Origin of the sequence: Acinetobacter sp. P1(2025) (assembly GCF_051390655.1) — a bacterium.
Lineage (GTDB): Bacteria > Pseudomonadota > Gammaproteobacteria > Pseudomonadales > Moraxellaceae > Acinetobacter > Acinetobacter junii.
In genome coordinates this window covers 1-19910 of the sequence record NZ_JBPKBJ010000057.1, presented here as the reverse complement: position 1 = coordinate 19910, position 19910 = coordinate 1, and the positions used below count along the sequence as shown (strand labels likewise).

Sequence of the window (19910 nt, the reverse complement as noted above, 5' to 3'; positions counted from 1 at the left end):
TCTACGTTTGATTGGTTTTGGAAAAAAAGAAGAATTTAAGAAAGTGCTCGCAATTTTAAGAAAGAAAAAGCCTGATAGGACAAGGGCCCTATGAAATTTGTCGTGTACAGAGATTCCAATTATAGTTAACCTGATTACTAAAAAGTGTTTTAACCATAGGTAGGTTTATTTTAGGACTAACAATATTTTCTCCCCCCTCAAATTTATGCTGCCCTGCCTTGCTTTCAAATAAACCACCTGTTTTAAATAAAATATTGCTACCAATCTCAATCTGTGAACTTCCTCCAGTTAAAATAATCTTTTTAGCAGCTGTAATATAAATCTTATCTTCTGTTGAAATAATCTGAATACCTTGCTTGGCAATTAAATCCATGCCTTCCGACTGTGCATGAGCTTCAAACTTACCCTTCGCGGCTACTTGTTTAATACCATTTTGAGCGGCAAACATACTGATTCTATTTTGAGCGTGAGCAATCAAATTATTTTGTGTACTTAGATTAATACTGTCCGCTGCAAAGTTATTTATTTGTCTATCTGCTGAAATATGAATGTCCTCTTGCGTACTCAACCCAATCCCATTCGGTGAACTAAGCAGCAATAAAGCTTGATTAAACTTGGAAATCTCTTTTTCAATTTGTTCCGCAAATTGTTTTAATTGCTCTAACGACTCAATCTCATCTGTTTGCTGATTCTTAGCAACTTCACTGAGTGCTTTGGCGTTATTCTGATTACCTTCGAGTTGCTGCTTGGCTGGCTGTGCATCTAAATGCTCACCTTGGGCTTGATTTTGTTTATGCGTTGAAAGGAATAAACCTTGTCCTGCCCGAACCGCACCCCAAGCATCGGTTCTTAACTCAAAACCTTCCCCACGACCTTGGCTCGTCTCTTGTTCTTTCGGATGACTTAAATTACCTAAGTTCAGTTGGGTTGCTGCATGGCTACTTTGCAACTGTGTACTGATTTGTCCTGTTGTATCATCGAAACGTAACTGGTTAAAACCACTACCATTGACTTCTTGACTACGGATACCACTGAGTTTTTTAGTATCTGGAAGCTGCCCTTTAGTATCAAATTTGGTTGGAGAACGTTGCGCTTCATGGATTCGTCCTGTCACAAAGGGGCGATCAATATTGCCATCAAAAAAATCAATAACGACAACTTCACCGATACGTGGTAAGAAGCGAGCTCCATACCCCTCTCCCGCCCAAGGTGTTAACACATCGACCCATGCTGAATCGGTATCATTGTCATTACTGCCCGCACCGCCATCATGTCCATGATCATCACTTCGGGTAAACAGAAAGCGAACCTTAATACGCCCCCATTCATCTACATAAATAGTTTCCCCCTCTGGTCCAACAACTTTAGCGCGTTGTGGATAGGCGATTGGGCGATGCTGTAGAGGATCATATTCTGGTGTAATTTTGATTTGACGGCGAATCAATGTCAGTTCATTTGCCTGCCGCTCAGCCTCTTCATCTTCCAGTGCATGCCAACGACTTTGTTTTAATAATTGACGTACCTGTTTCTGTAAATCTTTCGGTAAATTATTTTGGTTGTAGAACGTTTTAGCAATAATCAAGAACTCTTGATCTACGACGTCATGCTGATTAATTTCTGGATGATCAATCAGGTTGAACCAATATCCTACTTGGCTGTCACGCACAGAACTATAAGCATTAAAAAACTTGGCCTGAAAAGCATACCTATCATTTAATATTTGATTTTGCTTTTCTAATTGGCTGTTACCTGAAGCTGTAGCTTGATCTTCACCTTTTAAATCCTGCATCCATGCTGGACTTACATGCCATGCTTGTTCAAGACCTAAACTGACTGAGTCAAAACTTGTGGAATGACTATGTGTGGTGATGACTGAACCAGCGCCTTCGTCTTGTGCTAAAGCATCAGGCTGCCAACGTTGCAGATGGACAGCTGTGGGTTGCAAACTTCGCACCGCGACAAAACCTGTAATACTGTCTTGGTATTCGGTTGCACTACTTCGATGATAGCGAATACCACGTCGAGCTAAGGCTTGATATTGACTATTATCATCAATCAATCGTAACTTTTGTGATTGAATCGATATGGAAAAATGCGGAACAAAAAGCTCTGCTTCATCAATGAGCCAACTAATCCCTTCACTACGCCATAGGCGTGTAAGAAAATCATAATCAGATTCATTATGCTGCATCACAAATGGACGCACATCATAACTTTGCTTTAGTCCATTCAGATCAAGACTCAAACTTGCAGCAAATAATGGGCTTTTTTCTTGCCATTCTTTGAATAAAACTTCTGTAACTTCAACGATTGTTTTATTCATAAAAACACGACTATTGCGGCGTTTATGCCATAAGTTTGTCGCATCATTCAGAGTCAGTTTATATAGAGTTAAGGCACCATCACTTTGTCCATAGCATGCTTCAGTTACTATGCCAGTCATACGGAACAACTGTCCTGAATCTGTGACTTGATCCACAGCCAGTTGAACACCGATAAATTGTTTTAATGCAATATGAGCATTGGTAGAGAGGCAAATTAATTCCGCATGTAAGCCATCATTCAGTTGATGCTTTCCCTCGATACGCTGTAAAAAAACTTGGTTATTTAATTCTTCATTAGAAAATTGTACGTGTATTGCACGTTTTTGTGCATTTAGCCCTATTTTTTCTAATACATTAGATATATTAAAAAGCATTTTTTTATAATCATAGGATAAAGAAACGGCTGCACTTTATAAAAAAACAGAACTATCTGTCTATAATTATATTTTATTTTTAGCAAATCTTTACATTTTCGCTTATCAATAAAAAAAGAGCCTATAAATTTCGGCTCTTTTTATTCAAAATAGTATTTTAAGCTTTAGTAGAATCATATTTTCTAAACAACTGCCACAAACAAATCAGCAGAATAAAACTAAAATATACCAAAGACCAAACAGGTAACGACTGACCTAAAAAAGTCCAATCGATCAAGGCGCATTCACCAGAACCGGTTAGCACTTGCTGTAAAACCGTTTTCATCGGCAAAGCTTCTACCAAATAATCCAAACCAGGACCACAACTTGGCACTTGATCAGGTGGTAGATTCTGTAACCAAACATGACGTGCAGCAACACCCGCAGACCAACCAATTGATAAAGTCGCTAATAATGCATAAAAACGTTTGAAGCCATTCGAAATCGGATTGTGAATAAACGCAATCAATGCGATAAATCCCATACCGATCAAACCAATACGTTGGAAAACACAAAGTGGACATGGTTCTAATCCTTGTACGTGTTCTAAATACAAGGCAAATGAGATACCAATAATACTGGTCAGAACAAGTAAAGCACTGACCAAACGATAATTCCAACGCATGGGAAATCCTCTAAAAAATTTTTAACGGTATTTTGCAAGATATTGTCTAAAACTCATGTCGTTATCTTGTTCAAGTTCAACCTGTTTTTGCAACGAAGTTTGTGCTAGCTCACCAAAATACTGTTTTCTTTCTTGGTTTAATACATGCTGATCATAATATTGCACATGTTGCTGGGCCATAACGCTGCCAAAACTCCATGTACCACCATGCTTCAAGGTATCTTCAATGACATGTGCTGAAAGCGTATTTTCAACATGTGCTAAGCGTTGTTGCATCACAACAATTGCGTCTTGATACAACTGTGTTTGATTCGCTTGATCGAGTAAAGTCGCACATTGCTGCATAGTTGCCAAATGCTGCTGTGCCCAAGCTTGAAAATTCATTGTTTTCTCACCAAGCTCAATCTTTACATCAGCTGCACGACCTCGATTCACAACCTCTGTTTGATTGCGATCAATCTGTTCTTGTTCATCTGCATACAACTCTGGACTATCACTTAATAAACAATATAAAGCTAGACTTTCAAGAAAACCTGCAGCGATCTCATCAATACCGATTGAACTATACGGATTGACGTCAACAGCACGAAGTTCGACATAACCAACACCACGATTTTTCAACGCTTGTGATGGCGTTTCACCGGCCTGAGGAACTTGTTTTGGACGGACCAAACTATAGTATTCATTTTCGATCTGAAGCACATGATCATTAATTTGGATAGGTTCACCAGACTCATCGTCTAAGCCCAACGCACTAAACTCTGGATAAGGTGTATGAACTGCTTTCTGCAATCCATCCAAATAGTCATGCAGATCGTTATAATGAATGCCTAATTCTTTCTGTGCTGAGTTTTGGTATCCCAAACGCCCCATACGTAAAGCCGTAGCCTCTGGTAAATACAAAGTGCCTTTAACCAAAGGTTGTAAATGATGTTCACGACCTGTCAAGAAACAACGACAGACTGATGGACTGGCTCCTAATAAGTACATCACCAAAGGAGTTAAACGAATGAAATTACGAATCAAGCCAAAATAACGATGGCTACGATAATCTTGAGCACTGAGTTGTTTTAATTCTTGATCGCTTTCTTGCTGTTGTAACTCAGCAAACAATTGATCAGGAAAAGATAAATTATAATGCACCCCTGAAATCGTCTGCATACGGCGACCATAACGTACACCTAAACCACGGCGATAAAGGGTTTTAAAACGACCAATATTCGAGGTTCCGTACTGTGCTAATTGGATATTCTCTTCATTATCATCCAACATACATGGCATCGACAGTGGCCATAAGCGCTCACCTTCTTCGAGGTGTTGATGCACCACGGTGTGAATATCTCGCAATTCATCTAATGCCGCAGCAATAGTGGATTGAGGAGTGGTAATAAACTCCATCAATGCTTCTGAATAATCCGTTGTAATATGAGGGTGCGTGAGTGCAGACCCTAAAGCTTTTGGATGATTTTTTTGTGATAAAAATCCATTGCTTTGCATTCTTAAACTTTCACGTTCTATGCCGCGTAACATCCCCTTCAATAGCGAAGCATCTACCCATGTTGGAATCACAGAGGAAGAAAATGTGTTGGGTTGATTCATAATTTATATGCTCGCTTATTCAAGATCGGCCAACAAGATAAGTGTTAGCGACTTCGTTATTCTGCCAATTATAACGACAATTGTGATCTAGTCATCTGATTTAATTTGGCAATTTTTATCACAATCTTGTTACATAAGACACGCTGAATTTGTGATTTTATTAAAATAATCGATCTTTCATTTGGCACTTCTTCATGCAAGCACAAGACATTCTCGACTTTTGGTTTGATCCGAATCATCGTTCACTTTGGTTCGCGAAAAGTGATGCTTTTGACGATAAAATTCGCGAGCAATTTCAAATAATTCACCAGCAAGCAAGCCAAGCAGAACTTTGGTCTTGGCGCAAAACACCAGAGGGTCGTTTGGCTGAAATCATTGTACTCGATCAATTCTCTCGTAATATCTACCGTGACCAAGCACAAGCATTTGCTTATGACAGTTTGGCATTGGCACTGGCACAGGAAGCGATTAGCTTACAACTTGATGCGCAATTGAGTCCTGAACAACGTTCTTTCTTATATATGCCGTTTATGCACAGTGAATCTAAATTGATGCATGAATATGCCCTCAAGCTTTTTCAACGCTTGGGTAATGAAATCAATCTGAGTTTTGAAAAGAAACATAAGATCATTATTGATCGTTTTGGCCGCTATCCACATCGAAATGAAATTTTAGGTAGAACATCAACGGCGGAAGAGTTGGAATTTTTAACCCAACCCAACAGTAGCTTTTAAATCAGTTTTACAGACATTGAAATAGGAATTGCATATGAAAACTGTATTGAAATGCACCCCTCTCCTTGTCGCATTGGCATTTACAGGGTGCGCGACCATTTCACAACAACCCAAAACCTTTGACCAACTTGGTCAATTCACCGCTTATCCATTAAATAGCAAAACGTATCGTATTGGTTTTCAAGCAGGTCCAAATCTAAGTTATGGTACAGCTGAAGAAATTACCTTATTAAAAGCTGCTCAAACAACACTCAAAAATGGATACCGTTATTTTACGGTTGTGGATGACCCAAGTAATGCGCGGAATAAAGTACCGCGTCAGGCTGTGATTTATCCATCACCTAGCTATTATCCATATGGCTACTATCGTCGCCATCCAGCCTTTTGGCCCGATCCATTCTATGATATGCCTCAAGTGGTCAATATTGATCCAATCCAAGTGTCGTATACTATCGAGTGTTTCAAGACTCAAGATCAATCTCCAGATGCTTTTGACGCGCAAATGATTTTGCAATCATTAGGATCTAAGTACGGATTGAGTCCATCAGGAGATGTGTTACAGCCCGCTGTGCCCACTCAAAACAAAAAGTGAATAAAGGATGACTAAATGAATTCAGTCGAAGAAATCCACGTACCTAGCCTCCAGAGAAGTAAATACTTCGCCACGATGGCACTGATTATTGCGGTAGTGTCATGGATTGGCTTAATGGTCGCGGCGCATTTTTTTCCTGAATACAAATGGATCATCCATATATTTATGCTTGGTGCGGAAGCAGGTGTGGTTGGTGGTTTAGCAGACTGGTATGCTGTTACAGTATTATTTCGTAATCCTTTCGGCAAAATGCCTTTACCGAAATTACTCCGTGACCACACGGAAATTATTCCACGTAATAAAGCCCGTATTGCCGAATCGATGGGTCGCTTCGTCCAAGAAAACTTTTTATCACCGCAAATCGTAGAACGTAGTCTCAAAAATGCAGACATGAGTTTGGCAATTGGTGAATGGTTAGCCAATCCTAAAAACAATACGCAAGTGGTGCAGATGATTCAGCACACAGTCCCTAGAATTTTTGAATTTGTCAGCCAAGATCAAATTGCTCACTTTGTACAGAACAATAGTGTGCAATGGGTTCGTAGCACCAAAATCAACAAACTTGCCAGTGAAATGTTACGTGCTGTTTTAGATAATGATTTCCACCAAGATGTATTGCAACGTGGGCTTGATCTAGCACATGAATGGATGGTGTCTCATCCTGAAGAAGCACGAGACCTATCTCGTAAATTATTTCAAGAATTAGGCGTATGGAAACTGGCAAAAGGTGCGAGCTGGATTGGAATTGATGTACAACAACGGACGATTGATTCACTGATCGAAAAAGTTGAATCGATGTTAGCTAACCCTGATCACCCATGGCGCCAAGACATTGAAGCCACAACACATACGCTCATGTTACAACTTGCTGATAACGATAGCGAAGCCAGTCTACGTCTAAATAGTGGCAAGGATGCTTTGCTCGATAGTCCTCAGGTGCTCAATTTTATTAGTGGTGCCATCGCGATCCTATGTGATGCAATTAAAACAGATTTAATGCAAGAAGATTCAGGTATCGCGACGAATTTAAGAACTGCGATTCAACAGCTTGGTATAAGCTTGATTCAAAATGAAAAAGTTCGTGAAGTTTTGAATGAAAAAATGGTCGGCTTAGCAACCAACTTCAGTGAACAATATAGCGATAAAATTATTCGTTATATCAGTGAGCGCATCCACGAGTGGGATTCTCGAGAAATGATCGCCAAAATCGAAAGCGAAGTGGGCGGCGATTTACATATGATCCGTGTGAATGGTGTGATTGTCGGCGCATTTATTGGTTTAGCACTTGGTGTCATTCGTGCAATTGTTGAAAACGTTTTATAAACGATAGAGCCATATACGGTAGAGTCTTTCGACTTTGCCATCTTTTGCCCTAAGCACTCTGTGATTAGGGCTCATCCCATCTTCCCAACAAAAACACATAAAGAGAAGGGTCTCTTTTCCTGTCATTCATCAGCAAACCAACTGCTTACTTTCTTGATAATAACGTGCCAAAGCTTCGGTATCTTGTTTTAAAAAGGCAGTTAAGTACGCTTTTACTTGAACCAGTGACAGATGGCTAAAATGAATTCGCTCTTTTGCCTGAAACTGCACTAAACCAAAGATTTGTTTTTTAGCAACGACCACAGGAATGTCTGTTTTTACCGTGAAGCTCAACTCTTGAGATGAGGCATAGGGATTTAAAACGATTTCAATGGTGTGTTCTGTATTACCATCTGTAATGGTAAAAGTCGGGCTTGCACCGTCGAGCTGCAACCAACGATTGAGTTGTTGTTTCCAACCCATTCTGTCAAATCGAGTTAATACCCCAATGGTATTTAATGCTCCACATTGTTCCACATCATTTAAATCAAGATGATGCGGATAGCGTATTTTTAGATCGAAATTGTCCATTGCTTAATGTCCTATTTCACAATTATTCGTATTTATTTTAATCTCTCGATATAAATTATATCGCTTAAATAATTAAATTAAAATACCATATGTGATTGAAAAATAATAATTTATTAGACAAATTTAACTAAAAAATGACCAATTATGTCACTATTGTTTTTATTAAGACACTATTCCACTATTTCTCTTGATACTTGGCACATTATTGAAGCAAGGAAGAGACGTAAATCTCTGTTCGCACAAGTTGCGACGATTTGGATATCTCATCCTTTTACCGATACAATCAACTCAAAACAAAACGTAAATTAGGTTAATCACCATGCTGCAACTTCAGTCAAAACTTCCAAGTCAAGGTGTGACCATTTTTAGTGTAATGACTGAACTCGCTCACAGGCTCAATGCCTTGAACCTATCACAAGGTTTTCCTGATTTTCCTGCCCCACCCGCTCTGTTAGAAGCACTTAGCCAAGCAACATTAGATGGCTATAACCAATACCCAGCGGGAGATGGTGTACTGGCTCTGCGCGAACAGTTAGCACAACAATTTCTGCAACGTGATCAATTAAATTGCGATCCCATCACCGAAGTTACCATTACACCTGGTGCAACCATTGCCATTTTCTGTACAATCCAAGCCTGTATCCACGCTGGTGATGAAGTCATTATTTTTGATCCAAGCTATGACAGTTATGCACCTGCGGTACAACTCGCAGGTGGTAAGTCGATTCATATTCATTTGGAAGCACCTTCATTTCAGGTAGATTGGCAAAGGGTTCAAGACAGCATCACTGCCAAAACTCGCATGATTATTGTCAATACACCACATAATCCTACAGGAGCAATTTGGTCAGAGCAGGATTGGCAACAGCTGATTCAACTTATTGAAGATAAAAATATTGTTATATTGTCTGATGAAGTTTATGAACATCTGGTCTTTGATGGGAAAAAACATTTTAGTGCTCTAAGTTTTCCCGAACTGCGTAAACGTAGTTATGTCATTGGTTCTTTCGGAAAGACCTATCATGTCACGGGTTGGAAAACAGGATATTGTGTTGCTGCACCAGAATTAATGCGTCTATTTCGACAGATTTATCAGTACGCTAATTTTTGTGGTACTACACCATGCCAAATTGCACTGGCTAATTATATGCAGCAGCATCCTGAGCATATTCAAGAACTTCCTCATTTCTACCAAGCAAAACGTGATCGTTTTAATGCTCAAATCCGAGACTCACGTTTTAAATTTCTACCATCTCAGGGAACCTATTTCCAAAACCTCGACTATAGTGAAATTCGACCTGATCTAAATGATGTGGAGATGTGCCAATTCCTTGCAGAGCAACACAAAATTGTCGCTATCCCAATTTCCGTCTTTTATCAGCACCCTCCTGAATCGCTCAGACTCATTCGATTTTGTTTCGCTAAAACCGATATAACCTTGCAACGTGCGGGAGAAATCCTCATACAGTGTTGATCAACAAAACATAAACCGAACTCAACCCAAGCTCGTGCTGCATATGTTATTTTGAAGAGATGATTTGCGTTTCCAATAGACGCGTAAAGGAGTTTAAATGACGCCACGCCAAACGTTGGTGATGCAACCCAATCTCTGGAAAACCTTTTTTGTTTTTCTTGTCCCGCTAATCGCCACAAATATTTTGCAGAATCTTTCGGGTACGATTAATACGATTTTTGTCGGTCAGATGATGGGCGTGGATGCAATTGCAGCCGTTTCTGTGTTTTTCCCTATCCTATTTTTCCTCTTGGCGTTTGTGATTGGAATTTCAGCAGGCACTACCGTATTAGTTGGGCAAGCATGGGGAGCACAAAATCTTGAAAAGGTGCGCTGTGTCATCGGCTCAACATTATTTATTACCCTGATTGGGGGCACCTTGATTGCCATTTTAGGTCTGGTATTTGCTGAGCAGATTTTAAATGTGTTGGGCACCGACCCTAAAGTCATGCATCTATCATTACCCTACGTTCAATGGATGCTGGTGGGTAGCCCGTTATTATTTGTTTATATTATTTATACCTCGATTTTACGGGGTGTTGGCGATAGCGTGACACCGCTAATTGCCTTGAGTTTAACCAGTTTAATTGGCTTGGTGGTTACACCTGTTTTATTAAAAGGCTATTTTGGTTTTCCTGAATTGGGCATTATCGCACCTGCAGTTGCCACCATCATGGGTTATGCGGCTGTACTCATTTTTCTAGCTTTCTACTTAAATTATAAAAATCATCCTCTTAAAATTGATCGACAACTGATTCGAAGTATTCGTCACGATCCAAATTTAAGTAAATTAATTTTAAAACTGGGTATTCCAACAGGCGTACAAATGGTCACGACGTCTTTGGCTGGCTTAGTGATTATTGGCTTAGTTAATCGTTATGGTGCACACGCAACTGCCGCATATGGCGCAGTCAATCAAGTTCTGAACTACATTCAATTTCCAGCTATGTCGATCTCCATAGCAGCATCAATCTTTGCCGCGCAAGCAATTGGCGCTGGAAAATCCGACTTATTGGCAAAAGTGACACGGACTGCCTTAGGCATGAATATCTTGTTTACAGGAACACTCATCACTTTGGCTTATCTATTTTCTAAGTATTTAATGGCGCTTTTTATCACCGATCATAGTGTGGTGGTATTAGGGCAACAGCTATTATTTATTGTGCTATGGTCAATTTTGTTTTTTGGTGCAAGCGCTATTTTTGCTTCAATCATGCGTGCCAGTGGCACAGTCAATGTCCCAATGATGATCAATATTTTGACCATCCTTCTGATCGAAGTGCCTTGTGCTTATTGGTTTAGCTCAATGTGGGGCTTAAATGGTATTTGGACAGCTTATGCACTCGCCTTTGTGTGTCTATGTATTTTCCAAGCAAGTTATTATCAATTTGTCTGGAAAAAACGTGATATTAAACGACTCATCTAATAAATAAAAAAGCCATTCAAATCTGAATGGCTTTTTTATCAAGCATATAAAGCTTAAAGCATCTTAGTTGCAAAAGCTGCAATACGTTGATAGCCCGTAGGGAATAGGCGTTGGAAAGAATCTACAATTCGAGCATCTGTTCCAATCAACAAACGGCGTTTATCTTTTAATACCGCAATTAAAATTTGACGTGCAGCTTCTTCTGGTGGTGTACGCAAGAATTTATCAAACTGCTTGATTGATTTGCCTGGATCCATACCTAGACTCTTTAAGCTGTCGTTCATCTTTGCAGCTTTGGCAATATTGGTACGAATACCACCTGGGTGTACGCAAAGTGAACTTACACCACTCTTTTCAATATCAAGTTCTTGGCGTAATGACTCTGTGAAACCACGTACCGCAAATTTTGTTGCATTATAAGCAGATTGAGTTGGTTGTGATGTCAAACCAAAAATACTTGAGATATTGATGATGTGACCATCTTTAGTTTGTTTGATGAATGGAAGGAATTCTTTAGTTCCATAGACCACGCCCCAGAAGTTAATTCCGACGATCCACTCTAAATCTTCGTAGCTTGCACCTTCAACGGTAGAACCCAATGCAACTCCTGCATTGTTAAAGATCATATTGACACAACCATGATCTTGAACTGTTTCTTGTGCCCATTGTTTTACCGCTTCGCGATCAGAAACATCAAGCACTTTGGTTGTAACTGTAATTGGATTATCTTTAACAAGCGCAACAGTTTGTGCCAAGCCTTTTTCATTGATATCGCTCAATGACAAGTGACAACCTTGTTTAGCCAATAAAACTGCCAGTTGTTGTCCAATCCCAGAACCTGCACCTGTGATCGCTGCGACTTTATTTTTAAAATTTTTCATTGCCTATCCTTTGTATTGCGAATGAATTGCACACATTTGAGTAGATCATGTGCAGTTTGAGTTATAACCAATATAATTTTGACAATACATATTGTCAATATAGTACAATATCACTTTAAGACAAATGGCAAGAATCAACATATTGCTTGTCATATTAGGTCTATTTACATTTCATGACCTAAGATCTTGGAACGAGACAAAGCATATTGTGTGGAATTTAGTTATGCTAGAGCCGCATAAAGAATCGACAATTGGTAAAAAATGTTATTGTCGAGAGTGTTAGGGCTAAGATGTTTCCACAAACTTCGTTATAAAATTTAACAAGGGGAATAATTTTGTCTACCTTTTGCAAGTTGTGGTATGGATGGTCATCTTCATGATTTTTGATCTGAAATGACAGTAATTCAATGCAAACTCGTCCGAGCCACACGATTTAAAGATTTTTTAGGGAACGGTTTTTCTAATGACGACTCAAGATCAGGCGACACGTAAAAAAAAGAATGTTGACGCGAAAGAACGCCAATTTAAAGGGCTGTCTTTGAGTGAGCGTAAAGAAGCGCGCCGAGAGAAACTGATTGAGGCGGGTATCGCCACTTACGGGACACAAGGTTTTTTCTCTGTCACTGTGAAAGATGTCTGTAATGAGGCAAAACTTACTGAACGCTATTTCTATGAATCTTTTAAAAAAAGTGAAGAATTATTCCAAACCGTTTTCTTAAAAATGATTGGAAAAATGCAAACTTGCTTGACCCAAGCGGTCATCATGGCTGCCCCTGAACCTAAAAACATGGTGACTGCAGGTTTATCTGCATTGCTCACTGCGATTAAAGATGATCCGCGTATGGCACGTATCATTTACATTGATGCCATGCTCGTTCAAGACTTACATAACCAAGCCACCATTCAAGAAACATTGACGCAATTTGACCGTATTATTCAGGCTTTCGTCATGATCACGATGCCGAATGCCCCTCAAGGCAATGATGAAGTGTCGTTAATGGCTACAGGGCTGAATGGATACGTGACTCATATTATTATTCGTTGGGTCTCTGAAGGCTTCAAACAACCACTTGATGAAGTTCTTGCAGCCTGCTGTGCCGTGTTTTTATCCTTTATCGAAACCACATCACAAAAAAATTAAAATCCTTTTACAGTTTTGTTACAAAGCAAATGCTTAAATGATGATTTGATTAAACAAATGAATTCATTTGATTTATTAATCAGCAACCTGTCATCATTTAGTCATTGCTCTGCCCCACAATTGTCACAATTTATTGCTAAATTCGACTTTATTAACTCTTTTGCAATGATATTGTCATAATTAATCTTTGTAATAAGCCTGTCATAACAACAAAACGGTTCACCGTTACAGATATTAAGGGTATTGCGCTGTGAAAGATGACTATATTTTAATTGTCGATGATGAACTACCGATCCGCGAAATGATCCATACATCTTTGGATATGGCAGGCTTCCAATGTTTGCAAGCGGAAGATGCTAAACAAGCGCATCAGATTATCGTTGACCAGCGTCCTGCTCTTATTTTGCTGGATTGGATGCTACCGGGTGGTGTGAGTGGTGTCGATTTGTGCCGTCGCCTAAAACGCGATGAAAACTTAGCAGAAATTCCTGTGATCATGTTGACCGCACGCGGTGAAGAAGACCATAAAGTTCAAGGTCTTGATGCTGGTGCTGATGACTACATGACCAAACCATTTTCTACTCGTGAACTGGTTTCACGTATTAAAGCAGTGTTACGTCGTGCCAATGCTCTGAGCGGTGAAAAAGTTATTGATGCCAATGGCTTAATGCTTGATCCTGTCAGCCAGCGTGTAAGTTTTGGAAACAGCATCCTCGAGATGGGGCCGACTGAATATCGTTTGCTTGCTTTCTTTATGACTCACCCTGAACGTGCATATACACGTGCTCAATTACTTGACCAAGTTTGGGGCGGCAATGTATATATCGAAGACCGTACTATTGATGTACATATTCGTCGTTTGCGCAAAGTGTTAGAACCATTTGGTGTTGATCGTTTTGTTCAAACGGTACGTGGCACTGGTTATCGTTTTTCTACACGAGCTGACTTAGCAGCAGGTTAAAACCATTTATGTATGAACCTTATCCCGTCCCTGAACTGGCACGTGAGCACCAACAATTTCGTTACAGCAGTTTGTGGACGTTTGCAAAACAAGATTTAAGACTGTTGATGTTTTTCTTATTGATTGCAAGCTTAATTGGATTTGGGGTTGGATACTTTTGGAGCTGTATCTTTGTTGCCTTTGTTGTTTTTTTTCTTTTGCAGCTCCGCTCGCTTTATCTAGTCAATGATTGGATTTCAAACCGTCCCTACGATATGCCACCTAATCTAAATGGCATTTGGGGCGCACTATTATTTAATGTCTATCGCGCACAACGTCAAGAACGAATCGTACAAGCTGAGATGGTGGGATTAATTGATCGTGCTCAGTCATCATTAGTTGCATTAGCTGAAGCGGTGGTTTTAATCGATGATCAGCATCAAATCGAATGGTGGAATCCTGCTGCTGAAAAGTTATTGGGAATTAATCCTTTAGATCGTGGTCGCAATTTACTCTCTATTTTGCGTCAACCCAATTTCATTGAATATTTCAAAAATAGTGATCAAGCACCAGATGGAATTCGTCTTCAAGCACAGATGGACGAAGAGCGTTATGTACAAGTTAAAATCACACGTTTTGGTGGGGAAAGCCGTCTCTTGGTTGCACATGACATTACTCGTATGCATAACCTTGAACAGATGCGTAAAGATTTCGTGGATAATATTTCCCACGAGCTACGCACGCCACTAACGGTATTGAGCGGATACCTTGAAACCTTTACCGATCAAGATGATATTACCCCACGTTGGAAACGTGCATTTACCCAGATGCAGTCGCAAACCAAACGTATGAATGCTTTGGTCAATGATTTATTACTATTATCCAATTTAGAGAATAATAAAAAAGTCGCTAAAAATCAGATTATTGATATGGCAAATCTGATGAATCAATTATTTGATGATGCACGTGCCTACAATCTCGACTATGGTCATACACTCAACTTAGATATTGATAGCCACTGTGATCTGATTGGTTCAGACATGGAAATTGCTAGTGCTTTCAGTAACTTAATTACTAATGCCATTAAATACACACCCAAAGGTGGAATTATTACCATTGGTTGGCACGAAGATGGTGATCATGCCTATTTTTCTGTCCAAGACAATGGTATTGGGATCAACCCTAAACACCTCCCTCGCCTAACGGAGCGTTTTTATCGGGTTGATAGCGCTCGTAGTCGTCAAACTGGCGGCACAGGTCTAGGTCTAGCGATCGTTAAGCATGTGCTGATGCAGCATGGTGCACATCTCGAAATCACCTCTAAAGAAAATGAAGGCTCTACATTTACAGCAGTGTTCCCGAAAGAACGCCTTTACCATATGATCTAAAATAATTACAGGGAACTGCCAAGTTCCCTGATTTATGATGTTTTTCTATACTTTTAAATAATATAATAAGTTGTTGTTTCATTTCGCTATTTCTACACTTCATCTCGATGTAAAAACGACTTATGATTATTTCTTTAATTCGCAGCTTTGCGTTACTCCTCGGACTCAGTACTGCTTTTCATATTCAAGCAAGCCCTTTTGATCCTCTAATTGGTACATGGAAAGTTGTCGATGAACGCACTGGTTCTTATGTGTCAGATATTGTGATTCGACGCAATTCTAAAACAGAACAATACAGTGCTGTCATCGTCAAAATGTATCCCTCCGCTAAAGAGGTCGCTCCGACTACTTGCACAAAATGTACAGGTGCTTTGAAAGATCAACCTATCGTCGGTATGGAAGTATTAACTAAGCTCAAAAAACTCAATCAAGATGAGGAATTTGGTCAAGGTGTCTGGATCAACCCTTATGATGGTTATAAATACAGTATTCAAGGACGTTTAAGCAAAACTGGTAAAATGCTAAATATCAGTGCCAAACATCCAAGTAATAATAACTTTCGTGCTATGACATGGATTCGCTTATAAAAAATATACATCGTTTAGTGTCATAGTTAAAAAAATATGGGGGCTTTTAATAAGTCCCCATATTTATATGCAATCATGATTGCTTGAATAGGCTTTGATTTAAATTAAAGCTTTGTCGTTAAAGGCAATGATTTAGTTTCAAGCAAGTGACTTGGCAAGCCAAATAAATGATCAAAAAAGTAATTATAAACAAAGGTATAGCATGGAATAATGATCATTAAACTAAAATCTAATAAGAAGGCTTTGACTAAACTGATTTGCATCCACCAAGCAATCAATGGAATCAAAATAGTGACTAAGACCACCTGAAAACCGATAGCATGCACAACACGTCTAAAAATGGTTCGTGTCTTAGAATGCTGTTGTTTTTCCCACCACTCAAAGGCATAGTTGTAAAAGAAATTTACGCTGACAGCGATCACCGCAATTAATAATGACAAAGGTCCAGTGTGACTGATCGTTGAGCCTGAAAGTACAGCCAAAATCATCGCACAAATCAAAAAACTGAGCACTTCATAGAAAAATACATAGGTCACTCTTCTTTTCATTCCTTGCATGACAGCACCTCAAAATCAACAAAACGTGGATTTTACGCGCTCTTTCTGATAAAAAAAGTTAATCGTGATCAGTTTTTCTGACAAGCAAGGCAGAGATAAATATGAATAGTGAACAGCTAGAATTAATTCTTGAAGTGATTGATCGAGGCAATTTCTCTGCTGCAGCACGTGCTTTAAATCGAGTTCCTTCGGCTGTGAGTATGGCCATTGCGAATTTAGAAGCAGAATTGAATTTAAAATTATTTGAACGTAGCAAAAATCATTTAGAACCTACTGAGATTGCCCTATCTATTGAACCGCATGCACGATTAATTGTGACCAAATTGCGTCAACTTGAAATGCATCTCACCGAGCTTTCTATGGGATTGGAAACAAATCTTAAAATTGGCGTTGCGGCTGATATTAATCAAAAAATCGTATTGGCAGGCATCGAAAATTTAACGCATCGCTATCCGCTTTTAAATATCGAAATGCACTGCGCGGCACAGCAAGAACTCAAAGCACGCCTTAGAAATAATGAAATCGATCTATATGTTGCTTATAGTTCATCTACGATTGATGCCAATGAACGCTTCCGTTTATTGGGTGTTGAAAAATTTGTTGCTGCGATTTCCCCTAAAGAAGCACAACAGCTTCGGGCACAACATAAAAATGAACTGACGATGTTATCTGAGCTTCGACAAATTATTGTGGCAAGTAAAAATTATCCTCTCCCTGACCCACGTATTTTGGTCTCAGATGCCTACTGGCATACAGATAATTTATTGATGGCGATTGGGATGGTGGAGCAAGGACTCGGTTGGGGTAATTTTCCGTTGTCCATCGTTCATGAACATTTTGCTAAACAAAGTTTGGTTCGTTTGGAGTTTAGTGATACCACCAACGGACTAGATATGCCAATCCATGCGATTTGGCCTAGTTATAAGCCTCTCACTAAAACGCTTCAATTGCTGATAGAACTTTGGGCAACACAACAGCTTTAACGGAAAAGAAAAAAGCCCGACATCCTGTCGGGCTTTTTCGTATTCCTTTCACTAGATACAACTCCTGTCATATCTCACATCCTGATGCTCAAACTTATTATTATTGTTTTATGTTTTGGAACTTCCTGTTCCTGATGAGTTCATATTAGGGAATTTAACTTAGGCTGAAAATGGGACATTGACGTTAATCGGTGTAGGAAATGGCTTACAGAATAGTTTAATGCTTGGCAAGAAATATCAAACATGCTTAAAAATCAGCTGACATGTATCTAAGTCGGATTTTGTGTATTTTTTGGGGGTTATGTTAAATTTACAAATATTTGATTTAATTAAAAAATTTGAATTTGTTTCGCATAAGCGCCTTTATGTTAAATGGTCGAAATACTAGATCAGTTATATTAATAATTTTAAAAATTAATTATAATATAATCATATTATTAATTAATTTAAGATCATAAGAGTTTCAAATGAATAAAGTAATCGACATGAAAAGTATTATAGAAAATTCAATTCGTAAATTTGAAGTTTTGGAAGATGGAGAAGATCCTGTTCATGGTAAAAAATCCATTCTAACCAAGGATATTAATAAAATTGTAGAACATTTGGATCAAAATTTATCCAATAATCTTCTTAAAGAACGTTTAGCAATCATATATGAATATGAAAAGAAATATTTAGATTTGACTAAAGAATATAAAGAAGAAATTAAATTTGCAGCTAACCTACAAGAGGATGTCCGAAAAGAAAGAGCAAACTTTTTCTCTGATGTTCTTAAAGATGTACATCAGACATTGACTGAAATAAAAATGGATTCAAGTGTAATAGACTTATGGTTGAGCGAACTAGTTTCAACATACACTCATAGTCTAAATATCTCTTCAGAATTAGCAAAAGACCAAATCTTAGAAGTTCTTCGCCAGCTTAGATCATCTGCAAAAAGGGATTTACATACAATTTCTGGTGAATAAATATGATCACTGCAATAGAGCGACTACAAGTCGCTCAATTGATGAAAAAACACAGAAAATTACTAATAAATCAAATGATTAATCTTGATTTAACTGAGCTATTAGAAAAAAGTTTTAGGTATGAAAAATCACCAAAAATTTGTCGAATTGCCTTAGAGCAGGCCTTTTGTCTTTGGATGAATCAGCAAATTGAAAGTAGTTTTCAAATATCGAAGGAAGTTGGTAGTTTATGTGTTCAGAAGCTTTCACCCTTAGTACATAAAAATTTAAATTTTTATATTTCAGAAAATTCAGAGGAAAGTAAGTTAGTTTCAGAATTATTAATCCATAAAGTTAATATGATGGAATCATTACTTAATCTTGAAGATATTAATGAAAACAGATTAAATAAATTAAAGCTTCAAATGTCTAAAGATGAAGCTTTGTTTAACCGAATATTTAATAATTTACAGGATAGTTGATGTCATTTTTTACAGATAAAATATCTAAGCTCGTATTAGGGCCTATTGGACATATTGCCGATACTATTAATGAATGGGGTAAAGAGCCTTTAAAAAAATGGGAACATGAGAGAAATGAGAATGCAAAAGACAAAGATGTAGATAGACAGATTAATTTGGCTAATGCGAGAATTAGAGAGGAATCAAAGATTAAAAGAGAAGAAAGTATATTAGAAAATGAACTTCTTATAAAAAGAGAAACTGAAATAAATAAAATAAATAAAGAGGCAGAAGAGTGGCAAAAAGATAAACAGTTTGAAAGAATGAAAAAAGTTTCTGAAGCTATTATGCATTATCAAACTCAGTTGACTCAGCTTAACTTGAAATCAATTGAAGCAATAGGATTGATGGAATTAAGTTTAAGAGATAAAGCTCAGGAGCTAATTCTGGATAAAACTTATAAATATAATGAAATACAAGATAAGGCTATAGCACAAGCGGAAATGCAATTGTTATCTATTGAGGAAAAGTTTGCTTCAAATGAGAGAATGAAAGAAATATTAATCAGTGCAGTTGATGCTAAATTAGCAAGTATCATACAAGCAGCATCTAATTTTTTAATTGAATTAGAAGGTGATATAAAAGCCTTAAATCATAATATTAGTTCTTTGACTCAGAATGGTCAAAAATTTATACAAAGTCATTTAGAAAATTTCCAAATAGCAAACAATGGCGATATAACAAAACACATTGAAACTAAATCAGATAAATTTTAAGAATTTCTAAAATTAACCTCTGTACACGACAAATTTCATAGGGCCCTTGTCCTATCAGGCTTTTTCTTTCTTAAAATTGCGAGCACTTTCTTAAATTCTTCTTTTTTTCCAAAACCAATCAAACGTAGAA

Annotated in this window: 19 protein-coding genes; 13 read left to right on the top strand and 6 right to left on the bottom strand. The window is 38.2% G+C overall.

What is annotated here, in order from left to right; all coding sequences use genetic code 11:
- Positions 1 to 88 precede the first annotated feature (88 nt).
- The 3 genes from ACSC97_RS13560 to gshA all read right to left on the bottom strand — a co-directional run bounded on the left by ACSC97_RS13560 (position 89) and on the right by gshA (position 4961).
- Positions 89 to 2698, bottom strand: a complete 2610-nt coding sequence (locus tag ACSC97_RS13560) for a type VI secretion system Vgr family protein (protein ID WP_436661433.1) — start codon at positions 2696 to 2698, stop codon at positions 89 to 91.
- Between the two features lie 157 nt (positions 2699 to 2855).
- The gene (locus tag ACSC97_RS13555; protein WP_004910048.1) at positions 2856 to 3362 is read right to left on the bottom strand and encodes a disulfide bond formation protein B; all 507 of its coding nucleotides are present in this window, start codon (positions 3360 to 3362) and stop codon (positions 2856 to 2858) included.
- Between the two features lie 21 nt (positions 3363 to 3383).
- Positions 3384 to 4961, bottom strand: a complete 1578-nt coding sequence (gene gshA / locus ACSC97_RS13550) for a glutamate--cysteine ligase (RefSeq protein WP_436661430.1) — start codon at positions 4959 to 4961, stop codon at positions 3384 to 3386.
- A gap of 194 nt (positions 4962 to 5155) precedes the next feature.
- On the opposite strand from gshA, the gene ACSC97_RS13545 reads away from it, so the two are divergent.
- The 3 genes from ACSC97_RS13545 to ACSC97_RS13535 are packed head-to-tail and all read left to right on the top strand — an operon-like array spanning position 5156 to position 7610.
- Complete coding sequence (locus tag ACSC97_RS13545) at positions 5156 to 5695, top strand: DUF924 family protein (RefSeq protein ID WP_004965025.1); 540 nt, start codon at positions 5156 to 5158, stop codon at positions 5693 to 5695.
- A 34-nt stretch (positions 5696 to 5729) separates the two neighbouring features.
- The gene (locus ACSC97_RS13540) at positions 5730 to 6287 is read left to right on the top strand and encodes a CC0125/CC1285 family lipoprotein (RefSeq protein ID WP_436661428.1); all 558 of its coding nucleotides are present in this window, start codon (positions 5730 to 5732) and stop codon (positions 6285 to 6287) included.
- Positions 6288 to 6302: 15 nt separating this feature from the next.
- Positions 6303 to 7610 (top strand): DUF445 domain-containing protein, encoded by a 1308-nt coding sequence (locus tag ACSC97_RS13535; protein ID WP_004910060.1) that lies wholly within the window; start codon positions 6303 to 6305, stop codon positions 7608 to 7610.
- Positions 7611 to 7739: 129 nt separating this feature from the next.
- On the opposite strand, the gene ACSC97_RS13530 is transcribed toward ACSC97_RS13535, so the two are convergent.
- Positions 7740 to 8180 (bottom strand): hypothetical protein, encoded by a 441-nt coding sequence (locus ACSC97_RS13530; RefSeq protein ID WP_004910063.1) that lies wholly within the window; start codon positions 8178 to 8180, stop codon positions 7740 to 7742.
- A 319-nt stretch (positions 8181 to 8499) separates the two neighbouring features.
- On the opposite strand from ACSC97_RS13530, the gene ACSC97_RS13525 reads away from it, so the two are divergent.
- Together ACSC97_RS13525 and ACSC97_RS13520 are read left to right on the top strand one after the other, a co-directional pair.
- The gene (locus ACSC97_RS13525; protein WP_436661426.1) at positions 8500 to 9654 is read left to right on the top strand and encodes a pyridoxal phosphate-dependent aminotransferase; all 1155 of its coding nucleotides are present in this window, start codon (positions 8500 to 8502) and stop codon (positions 9652 to 9654) included.
- Positions 9655 to 9751: 97 nt separating this feature from the next.
- Complete coding sequence (locus tag ACSC97_RS13520) at positions 9752 to 11119, top strand: MATE family efflux transporter (protein WP_039047202.1); 1368 nt, start codon at positions 9752 to 9754, stop codon at positions 11117 to 11119.
- Between the two features lie 53 nt (positions 11120 to 11172).
- On the opposite strand, the gene ACSC97_RS13515 is transcribed toward ACSC97_RS13520, so the two are convergent.
- Positions 11173 to 12000 carry an SDR family NAD(P)-dependent oxidoreductase gene (locus tag ACSC97_RS13515; protein WP_436661423.1) on the bottom strand — a complete coding sequence of 276 codons (828 nt, stop codon included), beginning with the start codon at positions 11998 to 12000 and terminating at the stop codon, positions 11173 to 11175.
- A gap of 463 nt (positions 12001 to 12463) precedes the next feature.
- Between ACSC97_RS13515 and ACSC97_RS13510 the strand changes: the two genes are divergently transcribed.
- From ACSC97_RS13510 to ACSC97_RS13495, 4 genes are all read left to right on the top strand, one after another.
- Complete coding sequence (locus ACSC97_RS13510; protein WP_004910075.1) at positions 12464 to 13141, top strand: TetR/AcrR family transcriptional regulator; 678 nt, start codon at positions 12464 to 12466, stop codon at positions 13139 to 13141.
- A gap of 250 nt (positions 13142 to 13391) precedes the next feature.
- Positions 13392 to 14102 (top strand): phosphate regulon transcriptional regulator PhoB, encoded by a 711-nt coding sequence (gene phoB / locus ACSC97_RS13505; RefSeq protein WP_004679100.1) that lies wholly within the window; start codon positions 13392 to 13394, stop codon positions 14100 to 14102.
- Positions 14103 to 14110: 8 nt separating this feature from the next.
- Positions 14111 to 15469, top strand: coding sequence for a phosphate regulon sensor histidine kinase PhoR (gene phoR, locus ACSC97_RS13500; protein WP_004910079.1), 1359 nt, complete (start codon positions 14111 to 14113; stop codon positions 15467 to 15469).
- A 122-nt stretch (positions 15470 to 15591) separates the two neighbouring features.
- A complete protein-coding gene (locus ACSC97_RS13495) occupies positions 15592 to 16056 on the top strand; it encodes a DUF2147 domain-containing protein (RefSeq protein WP_436661420.1) in 465 nt (154 codons plus the stop codon).
- Positions 16057 to 16160: 104 nt separating this feature from the next.
- On the opposite strand, the gene ACSC97_RS13490 is transcribed toward ACSC97_RS13495, so the two are convergent.
- Entirely contained in the window at positions 16161 to 16613 is a 453-nt protein-coding gene (locus ACSC97_RS13490) for a PACE efflux transporter (RefSeq protein ID WP_436661418.1), read from the bottom strand.
- Positions 16614 to 16708: 95 nt separating this feature from the next.
- Here ACSC97_RS13490 and ACSC97_RS13485 point away from each other — a divergent pair, with 95 nt between their 5' ends.
- The 4 genes from ACSC97_RS13485 (at position 16709) to ACSC97_RS13470 (ending at position 19780) form a co-directional block, all read left to right on the top strand.
- Complete coding sequence (locus tag ACSC97_RS13485) at positions 16709 to 17596, top strand: LysR family transcriptional regulator (RefSeq protein ID WP_436661435.1); 888 nt, start codon at positions 16709 to 16711, stop codon at positions 17594 to 17596.
- A gap of 467 nt (positions 17597 to 18063) precedes the next feature.
- Positions 18064 to 18564, top strand: a complete 501-nt coding sequence (locus tag ACSC97_RS13480; RefSeq protein WP_436661416.1) for a hypothetical protein — start codon at positions 18064 to 18066, stop codon at positions 18562 to 18564.
- A 2-nt stretch (positions 18565 to 18566) separates the two neighbouring features.
- Positions 18567 to 19025, top strand: coding sequence for a hypothetical protein (locus ACSC97_RS13475; RefSeq protein WP_436661414.1), 459 nt, complete (start codon positions 18567 to 18569; stop codon positions 19023 to 19025).
- Positions 19025 to 19780, top strand: a complete 756-nt coding sequence (locus tag ACSC97_RS13470) for a hypothetical protein (protein ID WP_436661412.1) — start codon at positions 19025 to 19027, stop codon at positions 19778 to 19780. Before ACSC97_RS13475 ends, ACSC97_RS13470 begins: the two co-directional genes overlap by 1 nt.
- Positions 19781 to 19910 lie beyond the last annotated feature (130 nt).

Excerpts from the sequence above, each read along its gene's own strand:
- ACSC97_RS13560 (WP_436661433.1), bottom strand. The coding sequence starts at position 2,698 with ATGCTTTTTAATATATCTAATGTATTAGAAAAAATAGGGCTAAATGCA.
- ACSC97_RS13555 (WP_004910048.1), bottom strand. The coding sequence starts at position 3,362 with ATGCGTTGGAATTATCGTTTGGTCAGTGCTTTACTTGTTCTGACCAGT.
- gshA (WP_436661430.1), bottom strand. The coding sequence starts at position 4,961 with ATGAATCAACCCAACACATTTTCTTCCTCTGTGATTCCAACATGGGTA.
- ACSC97_RS13545 (WP_004965025.1), top strand. The coding sequence starts at position 5,156 with ATGCAAGCACAAGACATTCTCGACTTTTGGTTTGATCCGAATCATCGT.
- ACSC97_RS13540 (WP_436661428.1), top strand. The coding sequence starts at position 5,730 with ATGAAAACTGTATTGAAATGCACCCCTCTCCTTGTCGCATTGGCATTT.
- ACSC97_RS13535 (WP_004910060.1), top strand. The coding sequence starts at position 6,303 with ATGAATTCAGTCGAAGAAATCCACGTACCTAGCCTCCAGAGAAGTAAA.
- ACSC97_RS13530 (WP_004910063.1), bottom strand. The coding sequence starts at position 8,180 with ATGGACAATTTCGATCTAAAAATACGCTATCCGCATCATCTTGATTTA.
- ACSC97_RS13525 (WP_436661426.1), top strand. The coding sequence starts at position 8,500 with ATGCTGCAACTTCAGTCAAAACTTCCAAGTCAAGGTGTGACCATTTTT.
- ACSC97_RS13520 (WP_039047202.1), top strand. The coding sequence starts at position 9,752 with ATGACGCCACGCCAAACGTTGGTGATGCAACCCAATCTCTGGAAAACC.
- ACSC97_RS13515 (WP_436661423.1), bottom strand. The coding sequence starts at position 12,000 with ATGAAAAATTTTAAAAATAAAGTCGCAGCGATCACAGGTGCAGGTTCT.
- ACSC97_RS13510 (WP_004910075.1), top strand. The coding sequence starts at position 12,464 with ATGACGACTCAAGATCAGGCGACACGTAAAAAAAAGAATGTTGACGCG.
- phoR (WP_004910079.1), top strand. The coding sequence starts at position 14,111 with ATGTATGAACCTTATCCCGTCCCTGAACTGGCACGTGAGCACCAACAA.
- ACSC97_RS13495 (WP_436661420.1), top strand. The coding sequence starts at position 15,592 with ATGATTATTTCTTTAATTCGCAGCTTTGCGTTACTCCTCGGACTCAGT.
- ACSC97_RS13490 (WP_436661418.1), bottom strand. The coding sequence starts at position 16,613 with ATGCAAGGAATGAAAAGAAGAGTGACCTATGTATTTTTCTATGAAGTG.
- ACSC97_RS13480 (WP_436661416.1), top strand. The coding sequence starts at position 18,064 with ATGAATAAAGTAATCGACATGAAAAGTATTATAGAAAATTCAATTCGT.
- ACSC97_RS13475 (WP_436661414.1), top strand. The coding sequence starts at position 18,567 with ATGATCACTGCAATAGAGCGACTACAAGTCGCTCAATTGATGAAAAAA.
- ACSC97_RS13470 (WP_436661412.1), top strand. The coding sequence starts at position 19,025 with ATGTCATTTTTTACAGATAAAATATCTAAGCTCGTATTAGGGCCTATT.